Annotated in this window: 14 protein-coding genes and 1 tRNA gene; 4 read left to right on the top strand and 11 right to left on the bottom strand. The window is 72.1% G+C overall.

Going from position 1 to position 19,895, the window contains the following annotated elements; genetic code table 11:
* The first annotated feature begins 9 nt into the window (after positions 1 to 9).
* Positions 10 to 837: an Fpg/Nei family DNA glycosylase gene (locus IF129_RS13640; protein ID WP_191209896.1), complete on the top strand. Its 828-nt coding sequence runs from the start codon at positions 10 to 12 to the stop codon at positions 835 to 837.
* Here the strand turns inward: IF129_RS13640 and IF129_RS13635 are convergent.
* Positions 815 to 1,294 (bottom strand): RrF2 family transcriptional regulator, encoded by a 480-nt coding sequence (locus IF129_RS13635; RefSeq protein WP_191209895.1) that lies wholly within the window; start codon positions 1,292 to 1,294, stop codon positions 815 to 817. The genes IF129_RS13640 and IF129_RS13635 overlap by 23 nt on opposite strands.
* A gap of 76 nt (positions 1,295 to 1,370) precedes the next feature.
* Here IF129_RS13635 and IF129_RS13630 point away from each other — a divergent pair, with 76 nt between their 5' ends.
* A complete protein-coding gene (locus IF129_RS13630; RefSeq protein ID WP_191209894.1) occupies positions 1,371 to 2,114 on the top strand; it encodes an SDR family oxidoreductase in 744 nt (247 codons plus the stop codon).
* Positions 2,115 to 2,245: 131 nt separating this feature from the next.
* Here the strand turns inward: IF129_RS13630 and IF129_RS13625 are convergent, their stop codons facing one another.
* The 6 genes from IF129_RS13625 to IF129_RS13600 all read right to left on the bottom strand — a co-directional run bounded on the left by IF129_RS13625 (position 2,246) and on the right by IF129_RS13600 (position 9,171).
* Positions 2,246 to 2,626 carry a helix-turn-helix domain-containing protein gene (locus IF129_RS13625; RefSeq protein WP_191209893.1) on the bottom strand — a complete coding sequence of 127 codons (381 nt, stop codon included), beginning with the start codon at positions 2,624 to 2,626 and terminating at the stop codon, positions 2,246 to 2,248.
* A gap of 94 nt (positions 2,627 to 2,720) precedes the next feature.
* The gene (locus tag IF129_RS13620; RefSeq protein WP_191210099.1) at positions 2,721 to 3,248 is read right to left on the bottom strand and encodes a CinA family protein; all 528 of its coding nucleotides are present in this window, start codon (positions 3,246 to 3,248) and stop codon (positions 2,721 to 2,723) included.
* A 50-nt stretch (positions 3,249 to 3,298) separates the two neighbouring features.
* Positions 3,299 to 3,937, bottom strand: coding sequence for a CDP-diacylglycerol--glycerol-3-phosphate 3-phosphatidyltransferase (pgsA, locus tag IF129_RS13615; RefSeq protein ID WP_191209892.1), 639 nt, complete (start codon positions 3,935 to 3,937; stop codon positions 3,299 to 3,301).
* The gene (rimO, locus tag IF129_RS13610) at positions 3,934 to 5,409 is read right to left on the bottom strand and encodes a 30S ribosomal protein S12 methylthiotransferase RimO (RefSeq protein WP_191209891.1); all 1,476 of its coding nucleotides are present in this window, start codon (positions 5,407 to 5,409) and stop codon (positions 3,934 to 3,936) included. The genes pgsA and rimO overlap by 4 nt, the downstream gene beginning before the upstream one ends.
* Positions 5,410 to 5,530: 121 nt before the next feature.
* The gene (locus IF129_RS13605; RefSeq protein ID WP_318153718.1) at positions 5,531 to 6,358 is read right to left on the bottom strand and encodes a helix-turn-helix domain-containing protein; all 828 of its coding nucleotides are present in this window, start codon (positions 6,356 to 6,358) and stop codon (positions 5,531 to 5,533) included.
* A 236-nt stretch (positions 6,359 to 6,594) separates the two neighbouring features.
* Positions 6,595 to 9,171 (bottom strand): DNA translocase FtsK, encoded by a 2,577-nt coding sequence (locus IF129_RS13600; protein WP_381479864.1) that lies wholly within the window; start codon positions 9,169 to 9,171, stop codon positions 6,595 to 6,597.
* A gap of 19 nt (positions 9,172 to 9,190) precedes the next feature.
* On the opposite strand from IF129_RS13600, the gene IF129_RS27085 reads away from it, so the two are divergent.
* Entirely contained in the window at positions 9,191 to 9,397 is a 207-nt protein-coding gene (locus IF129_RS27085) for a hypothetical protein (protein ID WP_381479866.1), read from the top strand.
* Between the two features lie 128 nt (positions 9,398 to 9,525).
* Here the strand turns inward: IF129_RS27085 and IF129_RS13595 are convergent, their stop codons facing one another.
* Positions 9,526 to 10,209 (bottom strand): response regulator, encoded by a 684-nt coding sequence (locus IF129_RS13595; protein ID WP_191209888.1) that lies wholly within the window; start codon positions 10,207 to 10,209, stop codon positions 9,526 to 9,528.
* 243 nt (positions 10,210 to 10,452) lie between these two features.
* Entirely contained in the window at positions 10,453 to 15,873 is a 5,421-nt protein-coding gene (locus IF129_RS13590) for a HAMP domain-containing protein (protein ID WP_191209887.1), read from the bottom strand.
* 434 nt (positions 15,874 to 16,307) lie between these two features.
* Between IF129_RS13590 and IF129_RS13585 the strand changes: the two genes are divergently transcribed.
* The gene (locus IF129_RS13585) at positions 16,308 to 18,932 is read left to right on the top strand and encodes a SpoIIE family protein phosphatase (RefSeq protein ID WP_191209886.1); all 2,625 of its coding nucleotides are present in this window, start codon (positions 16,308 to 16,310) and stop codon (positions 18,930 to 18,932) included.
* 69 nt (positions 18,933 to 19,001) lie between these two features.
* On the opposite strand, the gene IF129_RS13580 is transcribed toward IF129_RS13585, so the two are convergent.
* Both IF129_RS13580 and IF129_RS13575 read right to left on the bottom strand, forming a co-directional pair.
* Positions 19,002 to 19,077, bottom strand: a tRNA-Thr gene (locus IF129_RS13580).
* Between the two features lie 79 nt (positions 19,078 to 19,156).
* Positions 19,157 to 19,895 (bottom strand): DegT/DnrJ/EryC1/StrS family aminotransferase (locus IF129_RS13575; protein WP_318153717.1); only part of this gene is annotated, 739 nt, incomplete at its 5' end.

Here is a 19,895-nt window from a genome sequence, read left to right as displayed (position 1 = left end):
GAGGGCCGGATGCCGGAGGGTGACACCGTGTGGCGCACGGCGCGACGTCTGCACGTGGCGCTGTCCGGGGCGAGGCTGAGCCGGGGGGAGCTGCGTGTGCCCGCCTTCGCCACGGCCGACCTCGCGGGGCGGGAGGTGGTGGAGACGCTGCCGCGCGGCAAGCACCTGCTGACGCGTCTGAGCGGTGGGCTCACGCTGCACTCGCACCTGCGGATGGACGGCGCCTGGCGGCTGTACGCGGCCGGGGAGCGCTGGTCGGGCGGGCCGGGCCACCAGATCCGCGCGGTGCTGGAGAACGCCGAGCGGGCCGCCGTCGGCTACCGGCTGCCCGTCCTGGAACTGCTGCCCACGCGGGAGGAGGAGCGGGTCGTCGGGCATCTCGGCCCGGACCTGCTCGGCCCGGACTGGGACGCGGCCGAGGCCCTGCGCCGGCTGCGGTCCGCTCCGGGCCGGGACGTGGGCGAAGCGCTGCTGGACCAGCGCAACCTGGCGGGCGTGGGCAACGTGTACCGGTCCGAGCTGTGCTTCATGGCGCGCATCCCACCGTGGACGCCGGTGGGCGAGGTGGCGTCGCTGGACCGGCTCGTGGAGCTGGCCCGTCGGCTCCTGGACGCCAACAAGGCCCGTCCGGACCGGATCACCACCGGCGACCGGCGGCGCGGGCGGCAGCTGTGGGTGTACGGGCGGCAGCACCGGCCGTGTCTGCGGTGTGGGACGCCGGTGGCGCGTGGGGAGGCCGCGGGGCCGCCGGGGGCGCCGCGGCCGGTGTACTGGTGCCCCCGGTGCCAGCCGGAGGGACGTCCGGGGGCGCCGGTCAGGACGTCGGCGCTCCGGTGAGGCGGGAGCGGGTGCGGGCACGCGCGGCGGGCGGCAGGGTGGCCAGGATGTCGGCGAGCGTGACGCCGTCGAGACTGCCGCGCCACGCCTGGTGCGCTTCGGCCATCTTCTGCGCGAGTACGCAGGTCCGGCGGCATTCCTCCGGGGGCAGTGCGCCGCTGCCCTGCTGCCGGATCTCCCGGCACTCGTAGGGCGAGGAGGTCCCGTCGACGGCCTCGACGAGGGCGAGCAGGGTGATCGCGGCGGGGGGCCGCGCCAGCCGGAAGCCGCCCCTGGGCCCGGTCGTGGCGCTCAGCAGTCCGGCCCTGACGAGCGCCTTCAGCTGCTTGGCGAGGTAGGCGGGCGGCAGGTCGAAGTACTGGGCGAGCTGCGCCGTGGAGGCGCTGGTCCTGGGTTCGAGCTGCGCCAGTGTCGTGGCGCAGTGCAGGACCCATTCGGTGCTCGCTGGCAGCTTCACGCCTTCGAGTCTAATCCTCGCTATTATGGATCTCCATAGTCCATAATGGGTTCACCGAGAAGAAGGGGAGACCAGCATGCGCATCGCAGTCGCCGGAGCCACGGGGAACATCGGGGCCCGCACCGTCAACGCCCTGGAGCAACAGGGGCACGAGGTCGTCCGTATCAGCCGCTCGCTCGGCGTGGACCTGCAGACCGGTGAGGGGCTCGACGCCGCCCTCGACGGCGTGCAGGCCGTCGTCGACGCGACGAACGCGCCCCCCGCCGACCGGGCCGCGTCCGTGGCGTACTTCGGCACGACCACCCGCACGCTGCTCGCGGCCGAGGAGCGTGCGGGCGTCCGGCACCACGTCCTGCTGTCGATCGTCGGCGTCGGCCGCACCCAGGGCAACGCGCACTACGCCGGCAAGCGGGAACAGGAGCGCCTGGTCGCGGACGGCCCCGTGCCGTGGACGATCGTCCCGACGACGCAGTTCCACGACTTCGCCGCGATGGTGGCGAGCTGGACCGAGCAGGACGGCGCGGCCACGATCGCACCGCTGCTCGTCCAGCCGGTCGCCCCCGCCGACGTGGCCGCCGTGCTCGCCGAGGTCGCGGCCGGGGCGCCGCAGGGGCGCCACGTCGACGTGGCCGGCCCCGAGACCCAGGACCTCGTGGACATGGCCCGACGCACCCACCAGGCGCGGGGCCGCGAGATGCGGCTCGTCCCGTCGTGGTCGGGGGCCTTCGGCACCGCCATGGCCGGTGACGTGCTGTTGCCCGGGGAGGACGCCCGCATCATGCCCACGACGTTCGACAAGTGGCTGGCCGAACAGCGCTGAACGACCGTGGACGATCCACGGGCCGGACGGGGCCCGTGACGCACGAACGCCGGGCGGGCTGCGAGGGCAGCCCGCCCGGCGTTCACGTGCGGTGCGTCCGAAGGTCCGGGCTCACCGCCTCGCGCGGAGCCTCAGGCGGCGACGACGTCCACGGCCTCCTGGGGCCGCTTGATCGTCACGCGCTCGTCGGGACGGCCGGTGACGGAGGTCACCGACACCGGGTTCAGTACGGGCCGCATCGGCGCCGGCACCGCATCGCCGGCGGCCGACTGGGCCAGCTCGGCCAGGGCCAGCTCGTCGCTGACCTCGCGCATCAATTCGGACATCGGTACGTCCAGTGCGTCGCAGATGGACGACAGCAGCTCGGAGGACGCCTCCTTCTGCCCCCGCTCCACTTCCGACAGGTAGCCGAGTGAGACGCGCGCGGATGCGGAGACTTCGCGCAGGGTACGGCCCTGACGCTGGCGCTGCCGACGGAGCACGTCACCCAGCAGGCGACGGAGCAGAATCATCGGTGGCTCCCTCCTCGGACCGTGGACCTGAATCCTTCATGCCCCACCGTACCGCCTACAACCGCGGCCGTGCGGGGAGCGATGTCGTGTTCACTCAGGGCTGCAAACATCCCTTGCCCCCGCTCTGTTCCGTATCCTGTCCCCCGCGATTCTCCCGCAGTTCCGTGCGGAGCAGGTCGAGAACGGCTCGGACGCTGCCCTCGCGGACGGCCCCGCGGTCCCCCGCCAGATCCAACCGGCGGGCCGCCACCACGTCACCGGGACCGGCGACGGCGATGTGCACCGTGCCGACCGGCTTCCCGTCCTGCTGTTCCGGACCGGCGACGCCCGTGGTGGCCACCCCCCAGTGGGTACCCAGCAATCGGCGAACACCACGTGCCATCTGGCGTGCGACCTCGGGATGCACCGCCCCCTCGCGGGCGAGCAGGTCGGCGTCGACGCCGAGGAGCCGCCGCTTGAGGTCGGTGGCGTACGCCGTCACCGAGCCGCGGAAGGCCCGGGAGGACCCGGGGGCGGCCGTCAGCGCCGCGGCGACGAGCCCGCCGGTGAGGGACTCGGCGGCTCCCGCCGTCTCCCCCCGGCCCACCAGCAGCTCGAGGGCCTGGGCGGCCACGGCGTCGATACTCCGCGTCTCCGGCGGTGCCCCGGCCTCCCGGACGTCCTCGACGCCGCTCACGCCGACCGCTCCGCCACCGCACCCGCCCGGCGCAGGCTCACGGCCTGGTGGACGTACTCCACCGCGCTGCCGACGGTGAGCACGACGGCCGCGGCCATGACCCACCAGCGCAGACTGGCCAGCGGACCGGTGAGCGCGAGGATGTACATGCCCACCGCGACGCCCTGGGCGAGCGTCTTGAGCTTGCCGCCCCGGCTGGCGGGGATGACGCCGTAGCGGATCACCCAGAAGCGCAGGAGCGTGATGCCCAGCTCCCGACCGATGATCACCACGGTCACCCACCAGGGCAGGTCTCCCAGCGCGGAGAGGCAGACCAGGGCGGCGCCCATGATCGCCTTGTCGGCGATGGGGTCGGCGATCTTTCCGAAGTCGGTCACCAGGTCGTACCGGCGGGCCAGCTCCCCGTCGAAGAGGTCGGTGATCATGGCGACCGTGAACGCCGCCCACGCCAGCGCCCGCCAGCGCGGGTCGTGGCCGCCGTCGACGACCATCAGGGCCACGAAGCCCGGCACGAGGGCGAGCCGGATCATGGTCAGGATGTTGGCGATGTTCCACACGCCCGCCTGACGGGCCGCCGGCCGGCGCGACTCCGCCAGCCGGCCGCCCCCGGCCGCTGAGGCCGGGACGCCTGTCATGGAGCTTCCTCCTCGGCCGGTCCTGGTTCGGCGACCAGATCAACGCCCTCGGCCGCCACCGCCTTCGCCTCGACCATACGTCCGGGCACGAGTCCGGCGCAGCCGGAGCCGGTGAGCAGCACCTGCCCGTCCGTCTCGGGCGCCTGGTGCTCGGCGCGGCCGATGACGCCCTCCTCCGCGTCGACGCGCTCCACCAGCACCGACAGCCGTCCGCCGACGCGCTCCTCGGCACGTTGCGCCGTCAGCTCCTCGGCGAGCGGCGTGAGGTGCGCGAGGCGTTCGGCCACGGCGTCGGGGTCGAGCTTGCCGGGGTAGCCGGCCGCCTCGGTGCCGTCCTCGTCGGAGTAGCCGAAGACGCCGATCGCGTCGAGCCGCGCGCCGGTGAGGAAGCGTTCCAGCTCGGCGAAGTCGGCCTCGCTCTCACCGGGGAAGCCGACGATGAAGTTCGAGCGCACACCGGCCTCGGGGGCCTTGGACCGGATCGTCTCCAGCAGCTCCCAGAAGCGCTCCGTGTCACCGAAGCGCCGCATCGCCCGCAGGACGGCGGGGGCCGCGTGCTGGAAGGAGAGGTCGAAGTAGGGCGCGACCTTCTCGGTACCGGCGAGCACGTCGATCAGGCCGGGACGCAGCTCGGCGGGCTGGAGGTAGCTCACCCGGACGCGCTCGATGCCGTCGACGGCCGCCAGCTCCGGCAGCAGCGTCTCCAGAAGGCGGATGTCGCCGAGGTCCTTGCCGTAGGAGGTGTTGTTCTCCGAGACGAGCATGATCTCCTTCACGCCCTGCTCGGCGAGCCAGCGGGTCTCGCCGAGCACGTCGGAGGGGCGTCGGGAGACGAAGGAGCCGCGGAAGGAGGGGATCGCGCAGAACGAGCAGCGCCGGTCGCAGCCCGAGGCGAGCTTCACCGACGCGACCGGGCCGGTGTCGAGGCGGCGCCGCAGGGGCGCGCGGGGGCCGGACGCGGGGGCGAGCCCCTCGGGCAGGTCGGCGGGGGCGGAGGCGAGCGCGTCGCCGTGCCCGGGCAGGGCCACCTGCGAGTCCTGGCGCTCGGCCGGGGTGATGGGCAGGAGCTTGCGGCGGTCGCGCGGCGTGTGCGGGGCGTGCACACCGCCGGAGAGGATGGTCTGCAGTCGGCCGGAGATGTCGGCGTAGTCGTCGAAGCCGAGGACGCCGTCCGCCTCGGGCAGGGCGTCGGAGAGCTCCTTGCCGTAGCGCTCGGCCATGCAGCCCACCGCCACGACGGCCTGGGTACGGCCCTGGCCCTTCAGGTCGCCGGCTTCGAGGAGGGCGTCGACGGAGTCCTTCTTGGCCGCCTCGACGAACCCGCAGGTGTTGACGACGGCGACGTCGGCTTCCGCCGCGTCGTGGACGAGGTCCCAGCCGTCGGCCGCCAGGCGGCCTGCCAGCTCCTCCGAGTCCACTTCGTTACGGGCGCAGCCAAGTGTGACCAGGGCGACGGTGCGGCGTTCGGGCATGCGCTCAGCCTACTTCGTCACGACCGCGGCCCCGGCCGTGCCCTGCTGCGCGGGGCACGGCCGGGGCCGCGGTCGGGCGTGGGCGGGCGGCGGCCCGGCCGTCGATGCCGGACGGGCCGGGTCAGCCCTGCGCCGGGTCGCCCTTGGTGTAGCTGACGCGCTGGACCTGACCGACCTCGCCCACCTGGTCGACCTGCTTGCCGTTGACGTACAGCTCGACGGCTCCGGCGTTGCCGAGGACGAGGTCGATCTGCTCGTCGTCGGTGAACGTCCTGCTGTCGCCCTCCTCCAGCACCCCCTCGTGCATGAGGCGGCCGGTGTGGTCCTCGGCGGAGATCCAGCTGTCGCCGTTGCTGGCGACGAGCTTGACGGTGACCTTGTCGGCGGGGACCGCCGCGATGGCGCTGTCCGACGGCTTCGGCTCGGGTTTCGGCTCGGGCTTGTCGGGAGAGGGACTGGGCTCGGCCTCGGCCGACTCCTGATCGCTGGACTCGGCGACGGGGCGGCCCTTGTCGTCGCCGCCGACCAGGGTGAAGCCGACGAAGCCGACGACCACGACGATCGCGGCGACCATCGCCGCCGTCCAGTTCGGCCGCCGGCGCTCCGGCCGGATGCGTTCCGCCTCGAACAGCGGAGCGGCCGGGGTGGCCTGGGGACGCCCGCCGTGCTCGGCGTCGTACTGGTCGACGAGGGGGGCGGAATCGAGGCCCGCCGCCTTGGCGAGGGAACGGATGTGCCCGCGCGCGTACACGTCGCCGCCGCAGCGGGAGAAGTCGTCCTGTTCGATCGCCTGCACGATCGGGACGCGTACGCGGGTGGCGGCACTGACCTCTTCGACGGTCAGCCCCGCCTGGATGCGGGCCTGGCGGAGAACGCGGCCGACGGCCGGCCGGTCCTCGTGCGGGACGGCCGAAGGCCGTTCCTCTTCGGGTGAGTTGCCGATGGACACGGGAGCGCCTTTCGAGCGTGTAGCCACCTGCTGGGCATTCAGTCTAGGGGGGTCCGGAAGCGGTCGGGCAAGCGGTCGGACGGGCTTGTCCACCATCAGGATGGCCGACCGTCCCGATGCTGGACCCGCGCACCGCCGCAGCGGTACGGGTGATGTTCCGCTTACCCGCCTAACTGGACGTATGCCCAGAGGGAACGGTTGTCCGCCCCGTCGTTACGAGACCTACTCTTTATGAGTTACCCGTTCGTGTCCCCGCGGATGAGCGCGAGCACCCCGTCCAGCTCGTCCGGCTTGACGAGGACGTCCCGGGCCTTGGACCCCTCGCTGGGCCCCACGATGTCGCGACTCTCCATCAGGTCCATCAGCCGCCCGGCCTTCGCGAACCCGACGCGGAGCTTGCGCTGGAGCATCGAGGTGGAGCCGAACTGCGTGGAGACGACCAGCTCGGCGGCCTGGCACAGCAGGTCGAGGTCGTCACCGATCTCCTCGTCGATCTCCTTCTTCTTCCCCTGCCCGACCAGGACGTCGTCACGGAAGACCGGAGCCATCTGCTCCTTGCAGTGGGCGACGACGGCGCGGATCTCGTCCTCGGTGACGAAGGCGCCCTGCATGCGGGTGGGCTTGCCCTGCCCCATGGGCAGGAACAGCCCGTCACCCTTGCCGATGAGCTTCTCCGCCCCCGCCTGGTCCAGGATGACGCGGCTGTCGGAGAGCGAGGACGTGGCGAACGCCAGCCGGGAGGGCACGTTCGCCTTGATCAGCCCGGTGACGACGTCGACGGACGGCCGCTGCGTGGCCAGCACGAGGTGGATCCCGGCCGCCCGGGCGAGCTGGGTGATGCGCACGATCGCGTCCTCGACGTCCCTCGGCGCGACCATCATGAGGTCCGCGAGCTCGTCGACGATGACCAGCAGGTACGGGTAGGGCGCCAGCTCCCGCTCGCTGCCCTCCGGTGCGCTCACCTTGCCCGCGCGCACGGCGGCGTTGAAGTCGTCGACGTGCCGGAACCCGAAGGCGGCCAGGTCGTCGTAGCGCAGGTCCATCTCCCGCACGACCCACTGCAGGGCCTCGGCGGCCTTCTTCGGATTGGTGATGATCGGCGTGATCAGGTGCGGAATCCCCTCGTACGCGGTCAGCTCGACCCGCTTGGGGTCGACGAGGACCATCCGCACGTCCTCCGGCGTGGACCGCATCATGACGGAGGTGATCAGGCAGTTGATGCACGACGACTTGCCCGACCCGGTGGCACCGGCGATCAGGATGTGCGGCATCTTCGTGAGGTTCGCGTTGACGTAGCCGCCCTCGACGTCCTTGCCGAGCGCCACCACCATGGGGTGCTCCTCGCCCTGCGCGTCCGCCGACCGCAGCACGTCGCCGCAGTTGACCATCTCCCGGTCGCTGTTGGGGATCTCGATGCCGACGGCCGACTTGCCGGGGATCGGCGAGATGATCCGCACGTCCGGGCTGGCGACGGCGTAGGCGATGTTCTTCGTCAGCGCGGTGATCTTCTCCACCTTCACCGCGGGCCCGAGCTCCACCACGTAGCGGGTGACCGTCGGGCCGCGGGTGAAGCCGGTGACGGCGGCGTCCACCTTGAACTCGGTGAACACCGTCGTCAGCGACTCCACCACGGCGTCGTTGGCCGCGCTGCGCGTCCGGCCGGGCCCGCCGCGCTCCAGCAGGTCCAGTGAGGGCAGCCCGTAGGTGATGTCCCCGGAGAGCTGGAGCTGTTCGGCCCGCGACGGCAGGTCCCCGGTCGGCTCGGGCGCCGCCTTCGTCAGGTCCGGGACGCCGCCCGGAGCACCCGCTCCGGCGGCCGCGCGACCGGTGCCGGACGCGGTGCCCTCCGGCCGGCCCCCGTCGCGCTCGGCGGAGACGGTCGTACTGATGTCCGCCAGCAGCCGGGAGGGCTGGACACCGTGGAGCAGGGCACCGTCCAGGTCGGCGGCGGCAGCGGCGGCCAGGTCGACGGCGTCCAGCGAGCGGCCGTCCCGGCGCGGCCGAGCCGCCCCGTGCCGCTCGGCGGGCAGGGCCCCGGCGGGTTCCCCGCCCTCGGCGTCCGCGACGCGCCGGGGCCGGCGGGACGTGCGGCGGCGGTCCAGCGCCTCCTTCTCCGCGTCCTCCGGCCCGGTGTCCTTGCGCAGGTCCGGACGGCGTCGGCGGCGGGGCGCCTCGTCCTCCCACACGTCCCGGTACTCCTCGGCGTCCTCCGCGTACTCCTCCTCCGAAGCGGCCACGAGACCCAGGCGGACGCCCGCCTGACGCAGCCGCCGCGGGATCGCGTTCACCGGCGTGGCCGTCACGACGAGGAGCCCGAAGACCGTGACCAGGAGCAGCAGCGGCACGGCGAGGACCTCGGTGACGGTGAGCACCAGGGGCTGCGCCGCGCCCCAGCCGATGAGTCCGCCCGCGTCCCGCAGCGCGGCCCCGCCCTCGTCCCGGGCGGGTGACCCGCAGGCGACGTGCACGAGTCCGAGCACCCCGGCGACCAGCGCCGACAGTCCGATGACGACGCGCCCGTTCGCCTCCGGCTGCTCGGGGTGCCGGACGAGCCGCACGGCCAGCACGCCGAGCAGAATGGGCACGAGCAGGTCGAGCCGCCCGAAGGCACCGGTGACGAGCATCGTGACGAGGTCCCCGACCGGTCCCTGGAGGTTCGACCAGGTGCCCGCCGCGACCACGATGACCAGACCGATCAGCAGCAGCGCCAACCCGTCCTTGCGGTGCGCCGGATCCAGGCCCTTCGCGCCACGCCCTATCCCGCGCAGGAGCGCACCGATCGTGTGGGCGACGCCCAGCCAGATCGCGCGCACGAGACGGAAGATGCCACCCGTGGGCGACGGTGCGGGCTTCGGCGGCTTCCTGGCGGCCGTCCTCTTCACCGCCTTCCGGGCGGGCGGCTTCTTCCCGGTGGCCCGGCTCGCCGGCTTGGCCGGCGGCTTCGCCGCTGACTTCTTGGCGGGCGCCTTGGCGGCTGCTGCCCGGCTGCCGGACGTACGTGAGGCCATGATGGCGAGGTTACCGCCGCGGGGCGGGTGAGGCACGGATGGATCCGGGGTGACCGCGCACCGGACCTGCCGCCGCACGCCGCACCGGCCGGTCAGGCGGGCGGGTCTGACGCGCGGTCAGTACCGGAGCTCAGCGGCGCGGACGGGGGGACCGCGACGTCACTGCTGTGAGGGCACCGAGGCCGGGCGGCCGTCCGTGCCCGGCTCCAGGGCGTCAAGGGCCCTGCGGAGCCCGGTCAGTTTGCGCTCCAGGTGCGCGGCGGTGGCGAGCGCTCCGGCGTCCGCGTGGTCGCCCAGCTGCTTGGCCAGCGCCTCGGCCTGCTCCTCCACGGCGGCGAGCCGGGCCGACAGCTCGGCCAGCACTCCGGCCGCCGTCTCCGTCACCGCCCCGGACTCCTGGCCGTTGCCGCCGTCCAACTGGAGCCGCAGCAGCGCCGCCTGCTCCCGCAGCTGCACGTTCTTCATGTACAGCTCCACGAACACGGACACCTTCGCGCGCAGCACCCACGGGTCGAACGGCTTGGAGATGTAGTCGACCGCCCCGGCCGCGTACCCCCGGAACGTGTGGTGCGGTCCGTGGTTGATGGCGGTGAGGAAGATGATGGGGATGTCGCGCGTGCGCTCGCGACGCTTGATGTGGGCGGCCGTCTCGAAGCCGTCCATCCCCGGCATCTGGACATCCAGCAGGATCACGGCGAAATCGTCCGTGAGCAATGCCTTGAGCGCTTCCTCCCCTGACGATGCCCGCACCAGTGTCTGATCGAGCGCGGAGAGGATCGCCTCCAGCGCCAGCAGATTCTCCGGCCGGTCATCGACCAGGAGGATCTTGGCCTTCTGCACCATGGCCCGTCCTCCTCGCCCCGGTGACGCCTGGGGCGCCACGCCTGGGGACGACTCCTTTACGCCGCCCGTCCTTGTGCCGGTCATGGTAGCCGCACCCCGGCGCCCACCACACCCTGTCACCGCAATGTCACTGTGCACGTACCGGCAACGCCCCACCCGACCGGGAGGTTCCCGAATACCGCAGTTCCCTCCGGAACCGGCCACAGTGAGTCAACATACACGCCCGTGACGAAGGGTCGCATATCAGCCCGGACGCATCCGGTCGGCCATGACGGCGAGCAGGTGGTCCGGATCGACCGGCTTGGTGACGTGGTCGGACGCCCCCGCCTCGATGCTCTTCTCACGGTCCCCCTTCATCGCCTTGGCGGTGAGCGCGATGATCGGCAGCCCCGCGAACTGCGGCATGCGGCGGATCGCCTGGGTCGTGGCGTAGCCGTCCATCTCCGGCATCATGATGTCCATCAGCACCAGGGCCACGTCGTCGTGCTGCTCCAGCACCTCGATGCCCTCCCGGCCGTTCTCCGCGTACAGCACCTGCAGCCCGTTCTGCTCCAGCACGCTGGTGAGCGCGAACACGTTCCGGACGTCGTCGTCGACGATCAGCACCTTGCGGCCCGTGAAACGGCTGCGGTCCACGGGTGCGGGACGGCGCCGCGGCGGGCCGTCCTGCGGCCGCTCCGGCTCGTCGGCGACGGACCCGCCCGGCCCCCCGACCGGCGCGGCGGCCGACGGCTCGGCACCCGGCTGCTGCGGCGGCGCGGCGGGGGCCCGGGGCGCGACGCCGTCGCCGGGGGTCGCGGGAGCGGCCGGCAGGGCGGGCTGCGACGCGGGAGGTGCGGACGGCGCGAGGACGCCCGGCTCGGGCAGGCCCGGCAGGGCCAGCGGCGCACCGTCGGGCTGCTCGAAGCGCGGCGGGGGCAGCTCGGTCGGGTGGAGCGGCAGGTAGAGGGTGAACGTCGACCCGCGGCCGGGCTCACTGGTGGCGTCGATCTCGCCGCCGAGCAGCCGGGCGATCTCGCGGCTGATCGACAGCCCCAGCCCCGTCCCTCCGTACTTGCGGCTCGTCGTGCCGTCCGCCTGCTTGAACGCCTCGAAGATGACCCGCATCTTGCTCTGTGCGATGCCGATGCCGGTGTCCGTGACCGAGAAGGCGATCAGCTCGGCGTCGGCGTCCCGCAGGGCGCCCTGCTCCAGCATCTGCTCGCGGATCGCGACCGGCACGTCCTTGCGCGCGGCGCGGATGACCAGCTCCACGGCACCGGCGTCGGTGAACTTGACCGCGTTCGACAGCAGGTTCCGCAGCACCTGCAGGAGCCGCTGCTCGTCCGTGTGCAGGGTGGGCGGCAGCTCGGGCGAGACACGCACGGAGAAGTCGAGGTTCTTCTCCGCCGTCAGCGGCCGGAAGTGGGCCTCGACGTAGTCCACGAGCTGCACCAGCGCGATCCGCGTCGGGCTGACGTCCATCTTCCCCGCCTCGACCTTGGACAGGTCGAGGATGTCGTTGATCAACTGGAGGAGGTCCGAGCCGGCGCTGTGGATCGTCTCGGCGAACTCCACCTGCTTGGGGTTGAGGTTGCCCTCCCCGTTGTCGGCCAGCAGCTTGGCCAGGATCAGCAGCGAGTTCAGCGGCGTGCGCAGCTCGTGCGACATGTTCGCCAGGAACTCGGACTTGTACCGCATCGAGACGGCCAGCTGCTCGGCGCGCTCCTCCAGGACCTGACGGGCCTGCTCGATCTCGGAGTTCTTGATCTCCACCGCGCGGTTGGTCTGCGCCAGCTGCTCGGCCTTCTCCTCCAGCTGCGCGTTGGACTTCTCCAGCGCCTTCTGCCGGCTCTCCAGCTCCCCGGAGCGCTCCTGGAGCTGCTCGGCCAGCTCCTGGGACTGCTGGAGCAGCACCTCCGTCTTGGTGTTGACGCTGATGGTGTTGACGCTCGTGGCGATCATCTCGGCGATCTGGCTGAGGAAGTCCTTCTGGATCTGGGTGAAGGGCTGGAACGCCGCCAGCTCCACGACGCCGAGCACCTCCCCCTCGAAGACGACCGGCATGAGGATGACGTCGGCCGCCGGCGCCTCGCCCAGCCCTGAGGTGATCTTGAGGTAGCCCGGCGGGACGTTCTCCATGATGATGGTGCGCTTCTCCGCGGCGGCCGTGCCGACCAGCGACTCACCGGGTGAGAACGTCGTGGGCATCGTGCCCGGCGCGTAGCCGTAGTGGCCGAGGAGCCGCAGCTCGTAGTCGCCGTCGCCCTCGCCGACGCCCGCCTTCTCCGCCTCCGGCCCCCTGGGCACCGCGAGGAAGAACGCGCCGTGCTGCGCGGAGACGGCCGGGGCCAGTTCGCTCATGATGAGCTGCGCCACGTCCTTGAGGTCGCGGCGGCCCTGCATCAGACCGGAGATGCGCGCCAGGTTGCCCTTGAGCCAGTCCTGCTCGCGGTTGGCGAGCGTCGTCTCGCGCAGGTTGCGGATCATCTCGTTGAGGTAGCCCTGGAGCTCCATGATCTCGCCCGCCGCGTCCACGTCGATCTTCACCGCGTGGTCGCCGCGGGTGACGGCGGTGGCCACCTCGGCGATGGCCCGCACCTGGCGGGTCAGGTTGCCCGCCATCTCGTTCACGGACTCGGTGAGGTCCTTCCAGGTGCCCGCCACGTCCCGCACCCGGGCCTGACCGCCCAGAATCCCCTCGGTGCCCACCTCGCGGGCGACGCGGGTCACCTGCTCGGCGAACAGCGACAACTGGTCGACCATGGTGTTGATCGTGGTCTTCAGCGCCAGGATCTCGCCGCGCGCCTCGATGTCGATCTTCTTGGTCAGGTCGCCCTTGGCGATGGCCGTCGTCACCTGGGCGATGTTCCGCACCTGGCCGGTGAGGTTGTTCGCCATGGAGTTCACCGACTCCGTCAGGTCCTTCCAGGTGCCCGAGACACCCGGGACGCGGGCCTGGCCGCCCAGGATGCCGTCGGTGCCCACCTCGCGGGCCACCCGGGTGACCTCGGCGGCGAAGGACGACAGCGTGGTCACCATCGTGTTGACGGTGTCCGCGAGCTGGGCCACCTCGCCGCTGGCCTCGACGGTGACCTTCTTCGTCAGGTCGCCGTTGGCGACGGAGGTGGCCACCTCGGAAATGTTCCGCACCTGACCGGTGAGGTTGTTGGCCATCAGGTTCACGTTGTCGGTGAGGTTCTTCCAGATGCCGGAGACGTCCCGCACCTGGGCCTGGCCGCCGAGCTTGCCCTCGGTGCCCACCTCGCGCGCGACGCGGGTCACCTGCTCCGCGAACGAGGACAGCTGGTCCACCATGGTGTTCACCGTGGTGACCAGCTCCAGGATCTCGCCCTTGGCGTCCACGGTGATCTTCTTGGACAGGTCGCCCTGGGCGACGGCGGTGGTGACCTCGGCGATGTTGCGGACCTGGGAGGTCAGGTTGTTCGCCATCCCGTTCACCGACTGGGTGAGGTCCTTCCAGGTGCCGGAGAGGCCCTTCACCTCGGCCTGACCACCGAGGATGCCCTCGGTGCCGACCTCACGCGCGACCCGCGTCACCTGCTCCGCGAACGACGACAGCTGGTCGACCATCGTGTTGATCGTCGTCTTCAGCTCCAGGATCTCGCCCCGGGCGTCGACGGTGATCTTCTGCGACAGGTCACCGCGCGCGACGGCCGTCGCCACCTGCGAGATGTTCCGCACCTGCGACGTGAGGTTCCCGGCCATGCCGTTCACCGAGTCGGTCAGGTCCCGCCACACGCCGGCGACGCCGGGCACCTGCGCCTGTCCGCCGAGCCGGCCCTCCGTGCCCACCTCCAGGGCCACCCGGGTGACCTGGTCCGCGAAGGCGGACAGCTGGTCGACCATCGTGTTGATCGTGTTCTTCAGTTCCAGGATCTCGCCCCGGGCGTCGACCTGGATCTTCTGCGACAGGTCCCCCCGGGCGACGGCGGTGGTGACCTGCGCGATCTGCCGCACCTGGTCGGTGAGGTTCCCCGCCATCGAGTTGACGGAGTCCGTGAGGTCCTTCCAGGTGCCCGAGACGCCGTCGACGCGGGCCTGACCGCCGAGGCGGCCCTCCGTCCCGACGTCCCGGGACATCCGGGTGACCTGCTCCGCGAACGAGGAGAGCTGGTCGACCATGGTGTTGACGGTGTTCTTCAGCTCCAGCATCTCGCCGGACACGTCCACGGTGACCTTCTGCGACAGATCACCGTTGGCCACCGCCGTCGTCACGTGGGCGATGTTGCGCACCTGGCCGGTGAGGTTGCGGAAGGCCGTGTTGACGGAGTCCGTGAGGTCCTTCCACGTCCCGGCGGCGCCCGGCACCTGCGCCTGGCCGCCGAGCGAGCCCTCGACGCCGATCTCCCGGGCGACGCGCGTCACCTCGGCGCCGAAGGCGGAGAGCTGGTCGACCATCGTGTTGACGGTGTTCTTCAACTCCAGCATCTCGCCGGACACGTCCACGGTGACCTTCTGCGACAGATCACCGTTCGCCACCGCCGTCGTCACCTGCGCGATGTCCCGCACCTGCGCGGTGAGGTTGCGGAAGGCCGTGTTGACGGAGTCCGTCAGGTCCTTCCACGTCCCCGCCACTCCCGGCACCTGCGCCTGACCGCCCAGGATGCCCTCGGTGCCGACCTCGCTCGCGGCCCGTGTCACCTCGTCGGCGAACGTCCGCAGCGTCTCCGTCATCGTGTTGATCGTGTCGGCGAGCTGCGCGACCTCGCCGCGCGCGTTCACCGCGACCTTCTGCGAGAGGTCCCCGTTGGCCACGGCGGTCGTCACCCGGGCGATCTCGCGCACCTGGGAGGTGAGGTTGCCCGCCATCAGGTTGACCGAGTCCGTGAGGTCCTGCCAGACGCCGCCGACGCCCTCGACCCGGGCCTGACCGCCCAGCTCGCCCTCCGTGCCGACCTCCCGGGCGACGCGCGTCACCTCGGACTGGAAGGAGGAGAGCTGGTCCACCATCGTGTTGACGGTGTTCTTCAGCTCCAGCATCTCCCCGGCCACGTGCACCGTGACCTTGCGCGAGAGGTCGCCCTTGGCCACGGCGGTCGTCACCAGCGCGATGTCCCGCACCTGCGCCGTCAGCCGCGACGCCATCGTGTTGACGGAGTCGGTGAGGTCCTTCCAGGAGCCGGACATGCCCCGGACCTTGGCCTGACCGCCCAGCTTCCCCTCGGTGCCGACCTCGCTGGCCACCCGGGTGACCTCGTCGGTGAACACCGACAACTGGTCCACCAGGCCGTTCACGGTCCGGGCGACCTTCAGGAACTCTCCGCGCAGGGCGTGCGGCGGCGCCCCGTCGGAGCCCTGTACCCGCAGGTCCATGCGCTGGTCCAGGTCGCCCTCGGCCACGGCGGTCAGCACCCGCCCCACCTCGGAGACGGGCCGCACCAGGTCGTCGACGAGCGCGTTCGATGCGTCCACGGCCGTCAGCCAGGACCCTTCACACGCCCCCGCCGCCAGGCGCTCGGTCAGCCGGCCCTCCCGGCCGACGACCCGGCGCACCCGGCTCAGCTCGTTCGTCAGGTGCAGGTTGCGATCGGCGACCTCGTTGAAGACGGCCGCGATCTCGGCCATCGGTCCCTCACCCGCGACGGTGAGCCGCTTACGGAAGTTGCCGTCGCGCATGGCGACGAGCGCGACCCGGAGCCGGTCCAGGGCAGCCCTGTCCACTTCGACGGTCCCGCTTCTGCGGGCCCGTCCGCCCTTCGGTCGCGTGCTCGCGCTGCTGCGCGCCGCTCCGCTGGAGTCCACCGCGTCCCTCCTGCAGGGTCGACCATTCTCGTTCGGCTGCCTGAACCAACCTTCCCAGTGTTTCACCTCGACCGGAGGAGGCGATAACAGTTCGGCAGCATCGCACACGGTGCGCGACCGTGGCGGCAGGGGGAAACACTCGCATCCGGCACCCGTCCGCCCGTCCGACGTCAGTAACCTGGCTCCGACGGCGGCGCGGGTCGACCGCCGCGCGGGAACGGGCAGCAATCGGGCAAAGAGAGGGCGCCGGGGTGGACAAGCAGAGCGCCGGTCTGGGGCGAGCCGGTCGCGTAGGCGCCCAGCGGACCCCGGGGACGGGCGCGGAGCCGACGAGCCGCACGACCGAGACATTCATGAGGAGCGCAGTGATCACCGCACGGGCCGCAGCCACCTTCGAACCGGTGGGGCGGTCGGTCGCCGCCGCGCGCGGCTTCGTGCGCGACACGCTGCAGGGCTGGGGCCTGTCCGACATCGTGGACGACGCCGTGGTGCTGACCAGCGAGCTCGTCACCAACGCCGTCGTGCACGCCGGCACCTCCGCCGAGGTGCTCTGCCTGCGGGACGGCGACGGCGTGCGCGTCGAGGTCGTCGACAGGTATCCGGAACGTGAGATTCCCCTCAGGGACGCCACCACCGCGCCACCCGGTCCCGATCGCGAGGGCGGCCGCGGGCTGCTGCTCTGCGCCGCCCTGGCCACGCGCTGGGGCGTCGACTACACGGCCTCGGACAAGCGCGTCTGGTTCCGCCTCCAGCTGCCCGACCGCCCCGTCGGCACCCGCAGCGCCGGTCCGGCACTGCCCGACGAGGCACTGCCCGTCGCCGAGAACCGCGTCCGCGTCGGCGTCGCCCAGACCGACGCGGTCGGTGCCGTGACCGTCTGGAACGACGACGCCGCCGAACTGTCCGGGTACCCCGCCGACCAGGTGGCCGGAAAGCCGTTCACGGACTTCGCCGCCTGGCCGCACACCCCCGGCACCGGCACCGGCATCGCCGAGGCGCTGCTGCTCTCCCGGTGGGAGGGCACCTACGGGCTCCGCCGCTCCGACGGACGCACGGTGCCCGTCTACGCCTCCCACCTGCGGGTGCGCGACGCCGAGGGCGAACCGTCGACCGTGTGCCTCTTCGTCCGCGACCACGAGCGGGCCGTCCTCCAGACCCCGCAGCGGGCCACCGCTCCCGAGGCCGGCAACGGGCCCGGCGAGAGCCGGGAACGGGCGACGGACCCGTTCGAGATCTTCATCGGCTCCCCGGCCCCGGAGGATCTCGACGGACTGCTCCAGCGCACCGTGGAGCGCGCCCGGGACATGCTCGACGCCGACGCCGCCTACCTGCTGCTGGCCACCGACGACGAGACGGAGCTGGAGGTCCGCGCCTCCACCGGGCTCGCCTCCGCCCGCCAGCGCTTCGCCCGGGTGCCCGTGGAGGCCGGCACCGGGCGCTACGGAAGTGCCCGCATGCCGTCCGTCCACGAGGACCTGGCGGCCGTGCCCGGCGCCGTGCCGGTGCTCACCGGCACCGGTATGCGCTCGGTGGTCACCGTTCCGCTGAAGGTGGAGGGCCGGCTGACCGGCTCGCTCGGGGTCGCCTCGGAGAGCCCCGCCCGCTACACCAACGAGGAGGCGCTCCGCCTCCAGTTCGCCGCCGACCGGATCGCCCTCGCCGTCGAGTCGGCCCGGCTGACGGAGCTGGAGCGACTGCGCCGCGGCTCCCTGTCGTTCCTCGTCGAGGCCTCCGACCTGCTGGCAGGGACGCTGGACCGCGACCAGACGCTCGCGCTGATGGCACAGATGACCGTGCCGACGCTGGCCACCTGGTGCGCCGTCTACACCATCGCCGATCCGGCCTCCGACCCCGAACTCGCCTACGTGCTGCACGAGGACGAGGACCGCATCGACGGGCTCAAGGCCCTCCTGGCGAAGGTGGACCCGCCCGAGCCACTGCTCGCGCCCGGCGCCCGTGGTTGGAACGCACCCGGCGAAGCGGCCCATTCCACCGCCCTGCGCACCTCGCTCCGCAGCCTGGGCCTCGGCGACGCACACAGCTCCGCCCCCGGGACGAGCCTGGCCACCGCCTCCGCCGTCGGCGGGGAGACCGTGGTCCTCCCCCTCGTCGCCCGCAACCGGGTCATCGGCATGCTCACCCTCGGCAAGCCGGCCGACGAACGGTTCCGCCAAGAGATCCTCGAACTCGCCGAGGACCTCTCCCGACGTGCCGCGCTCGCCCTCGACAACGCACGCCTCTACTCCGAGCGCACCGCCATCAGCCAGTCGCTGCAACGGAGTCTGCTGCCTCCGGAACTGCCCGAGGTCCCGGGCGTGGAGGTGGAGGTCATCTACCGCGCCGCCGGAGAGGGCAACGAGGTCGGCGGTGACTTCTACGACCTGTTCCCCATCCGGGACGGCTCCTACGGCTTCGCCATCGGCGACGTGTGCGGCACCGGCCCCGAGGCCGCCGCCGTCACCGGTCTGGCGCGGCACGCCCTGCGACTGCTCGCCCGGGAGGGCTTCACCGGTCCCGCCGTCCTGGAACGGCTCAACGCGGCGATTCTCGACGAGGGTTCGCGGAGCCGGTTCCTCACGTTGCTGTACGGAGAGCTGTGGCCGCAGGAGAACGGCGGCGCGCTGCTGAAGGTCGTCTGTGCCGGTCACCCCCTGCCGCTTCGCCTGCGGCAGGACGGCAGCGTGGAGGCGGCCGCCGAACCGCAGCCGTTGCTGGGCGTCATGGACGACCTGGAACTCTACGAGCAGACACTGACCCTCGACCCGGGGGACGTCCTCCTGTGCGTCACCGACGGCGTCACGGAACGCCGGGAGGGCACCCGCATGCTCGGGGACGACGGGTTGGCCGAATGCCTCGCCCAGTGCACCGGTCTCACCGCCGGGGCCGTGGCCGCCCGCATCATGCGCGCGGTGGAACGCTTCGCGGCCGACGCCCCCTCCGACGACATGGCCATCCTCGCCATGCGCGTCCCCGAATAGGCACCACGACGCGCGTCCGGCCGCGGACGTACGAAGGGCCCCCGCCCATGGGCGGGGGCCCTTCGTACGTGGAGCCCCAAAACGGAATCGAACCGTTGACCTTCTCCTTACCATGGAGACGCTCTGCCGACTGAGCTATTGGGGCCTGTCGACGGCATCGATCATACCCGAAGCCGAACCGCTTCCCGACCGCCCCCGACCGCCCCCGACCGCCGGACGAACCGTCAGCAGGCCGGCTCGAGCACCAGACCCCCCAGAGCGTTGCAGGCGGAGACGAATCTGTGGACCTCACGCCGTGTCATGCCCTCGTGCACCGGCAGCGCCAGCGACTCCGCGGCGGCCCGCTCCGTCTCCGGCAGCAGGCGTGCCTGGCGGAACGCGGCAGTGCGGTGAGCCGGCGTCGGAACCGGAACCTCGGCGACGATCCCGCGTGCGCGCAATGCCCGCCGGAAGGCGTCCCGGTCCGGGCGGCCGTTCCCCGGCACCCGGACGACGTAGCGCGTGAAGAGGTGTGCGCGGCCGGGCCGCACCGGCGGTGTCACCACTCCCGTCAGCCGGGTGTTCAGGTACTGCGCGATCTGTCGCCGACGCGCCGAACCGGCCATCCGGACCGCTGCGTCGTCGACCACTCCGGGGTCGATCAGCTGGACGCCACGTCGCCCGGCGAGCTGGAGCAGGCCGGCCATGTCCGGGCTCTGCCCGAAGAGAGCGACCGGGAACACCGCCGTGGTCCGCGACGAGATGGCAGCCTCCGCAGCCGTCGGGTCCAGGCAGAAGCTGGCAGCGTCGATGTCCGCGAAGACCGGCTCAGCGCCGGCTCCCCGCACGAGCTCGGCCGCGCGTTCCCCTCCGAACGAGGGCACCACGACCTCGTCACCTGCTCGGAACTCCGCTGCGCCTACCCTTGAGGTCCCCATGATGCGATCGTCATCACGGCACATGAACGCGCGGTGACGAAACACG

The organism is Streptomyces chumphonensis (genome assembly GCF_014779715.1).
In the GTDB taxonomy this organism is placed as follows: Bacteria; Actinomycetota; Actinomycetes; order Streptomycetales; family Streptomycetaceae; genus Streptomyces; species Streptomyces chumphonensis.
Note: the sequence above shows the minus strand (reverse complement) of the source record. Positions and strands in the feature narration are given on the sequence as shown.

Excerpts from the sequence above, each read along its gene's own strand:
- pgsA (WP_191209892.1), bottom strand. The coding sequence starts at position 3,937 with ATGACAGGCGTCCCGGCCTCAGCGGCCGGGGGCGGCCGGCTGGCGGAG.
- IF129_RS13625 (WP_191209893.1), bottom strand. The coding sequence starts at position 2,626 with ATGATTCTGCTCCGTCGCCTGCTGGGTGACGTGCTCCGTCGGCAGCGC.
- IF129_RS13630 (WP_191209894.1), top strand. The coding sequence starts at position 1,371 with ATGCGCATCGCAGTCGCCGGAGCCACGGGGAACATCGGGGCCCGCACC.
- IF129_RS13585 (WP_191209886.1), top strand. The coding sequence starts at position 16,308 with ATGAGGAGCGCAGTGATCACCGCACGGGCCGCAGCCACCTTCGAACCG.
- IF129_RS13595 (WP_191209888.1), bottom strand. The coding sequence starts at position 10,209 with ATGGTGCAGAAGGCCAAGATCCTCCTGGTCGATGACCGGCCGGAGAAT.
- IF129_RS13640 (WP_191209896.1), top strand. The coding sequence starts at position 10 with ATGCCGGAGGGTGACACCGTGTGGCGCACGGCGCGACGTCTGCACGTG.
- rimO (WP_191209891.1), bottom strand. The coding sequence starts at position 5,409 with ATGCCCGAACGCCGCACCGTCGCCCTGGTCACACTTGGCTGCGCCCGT.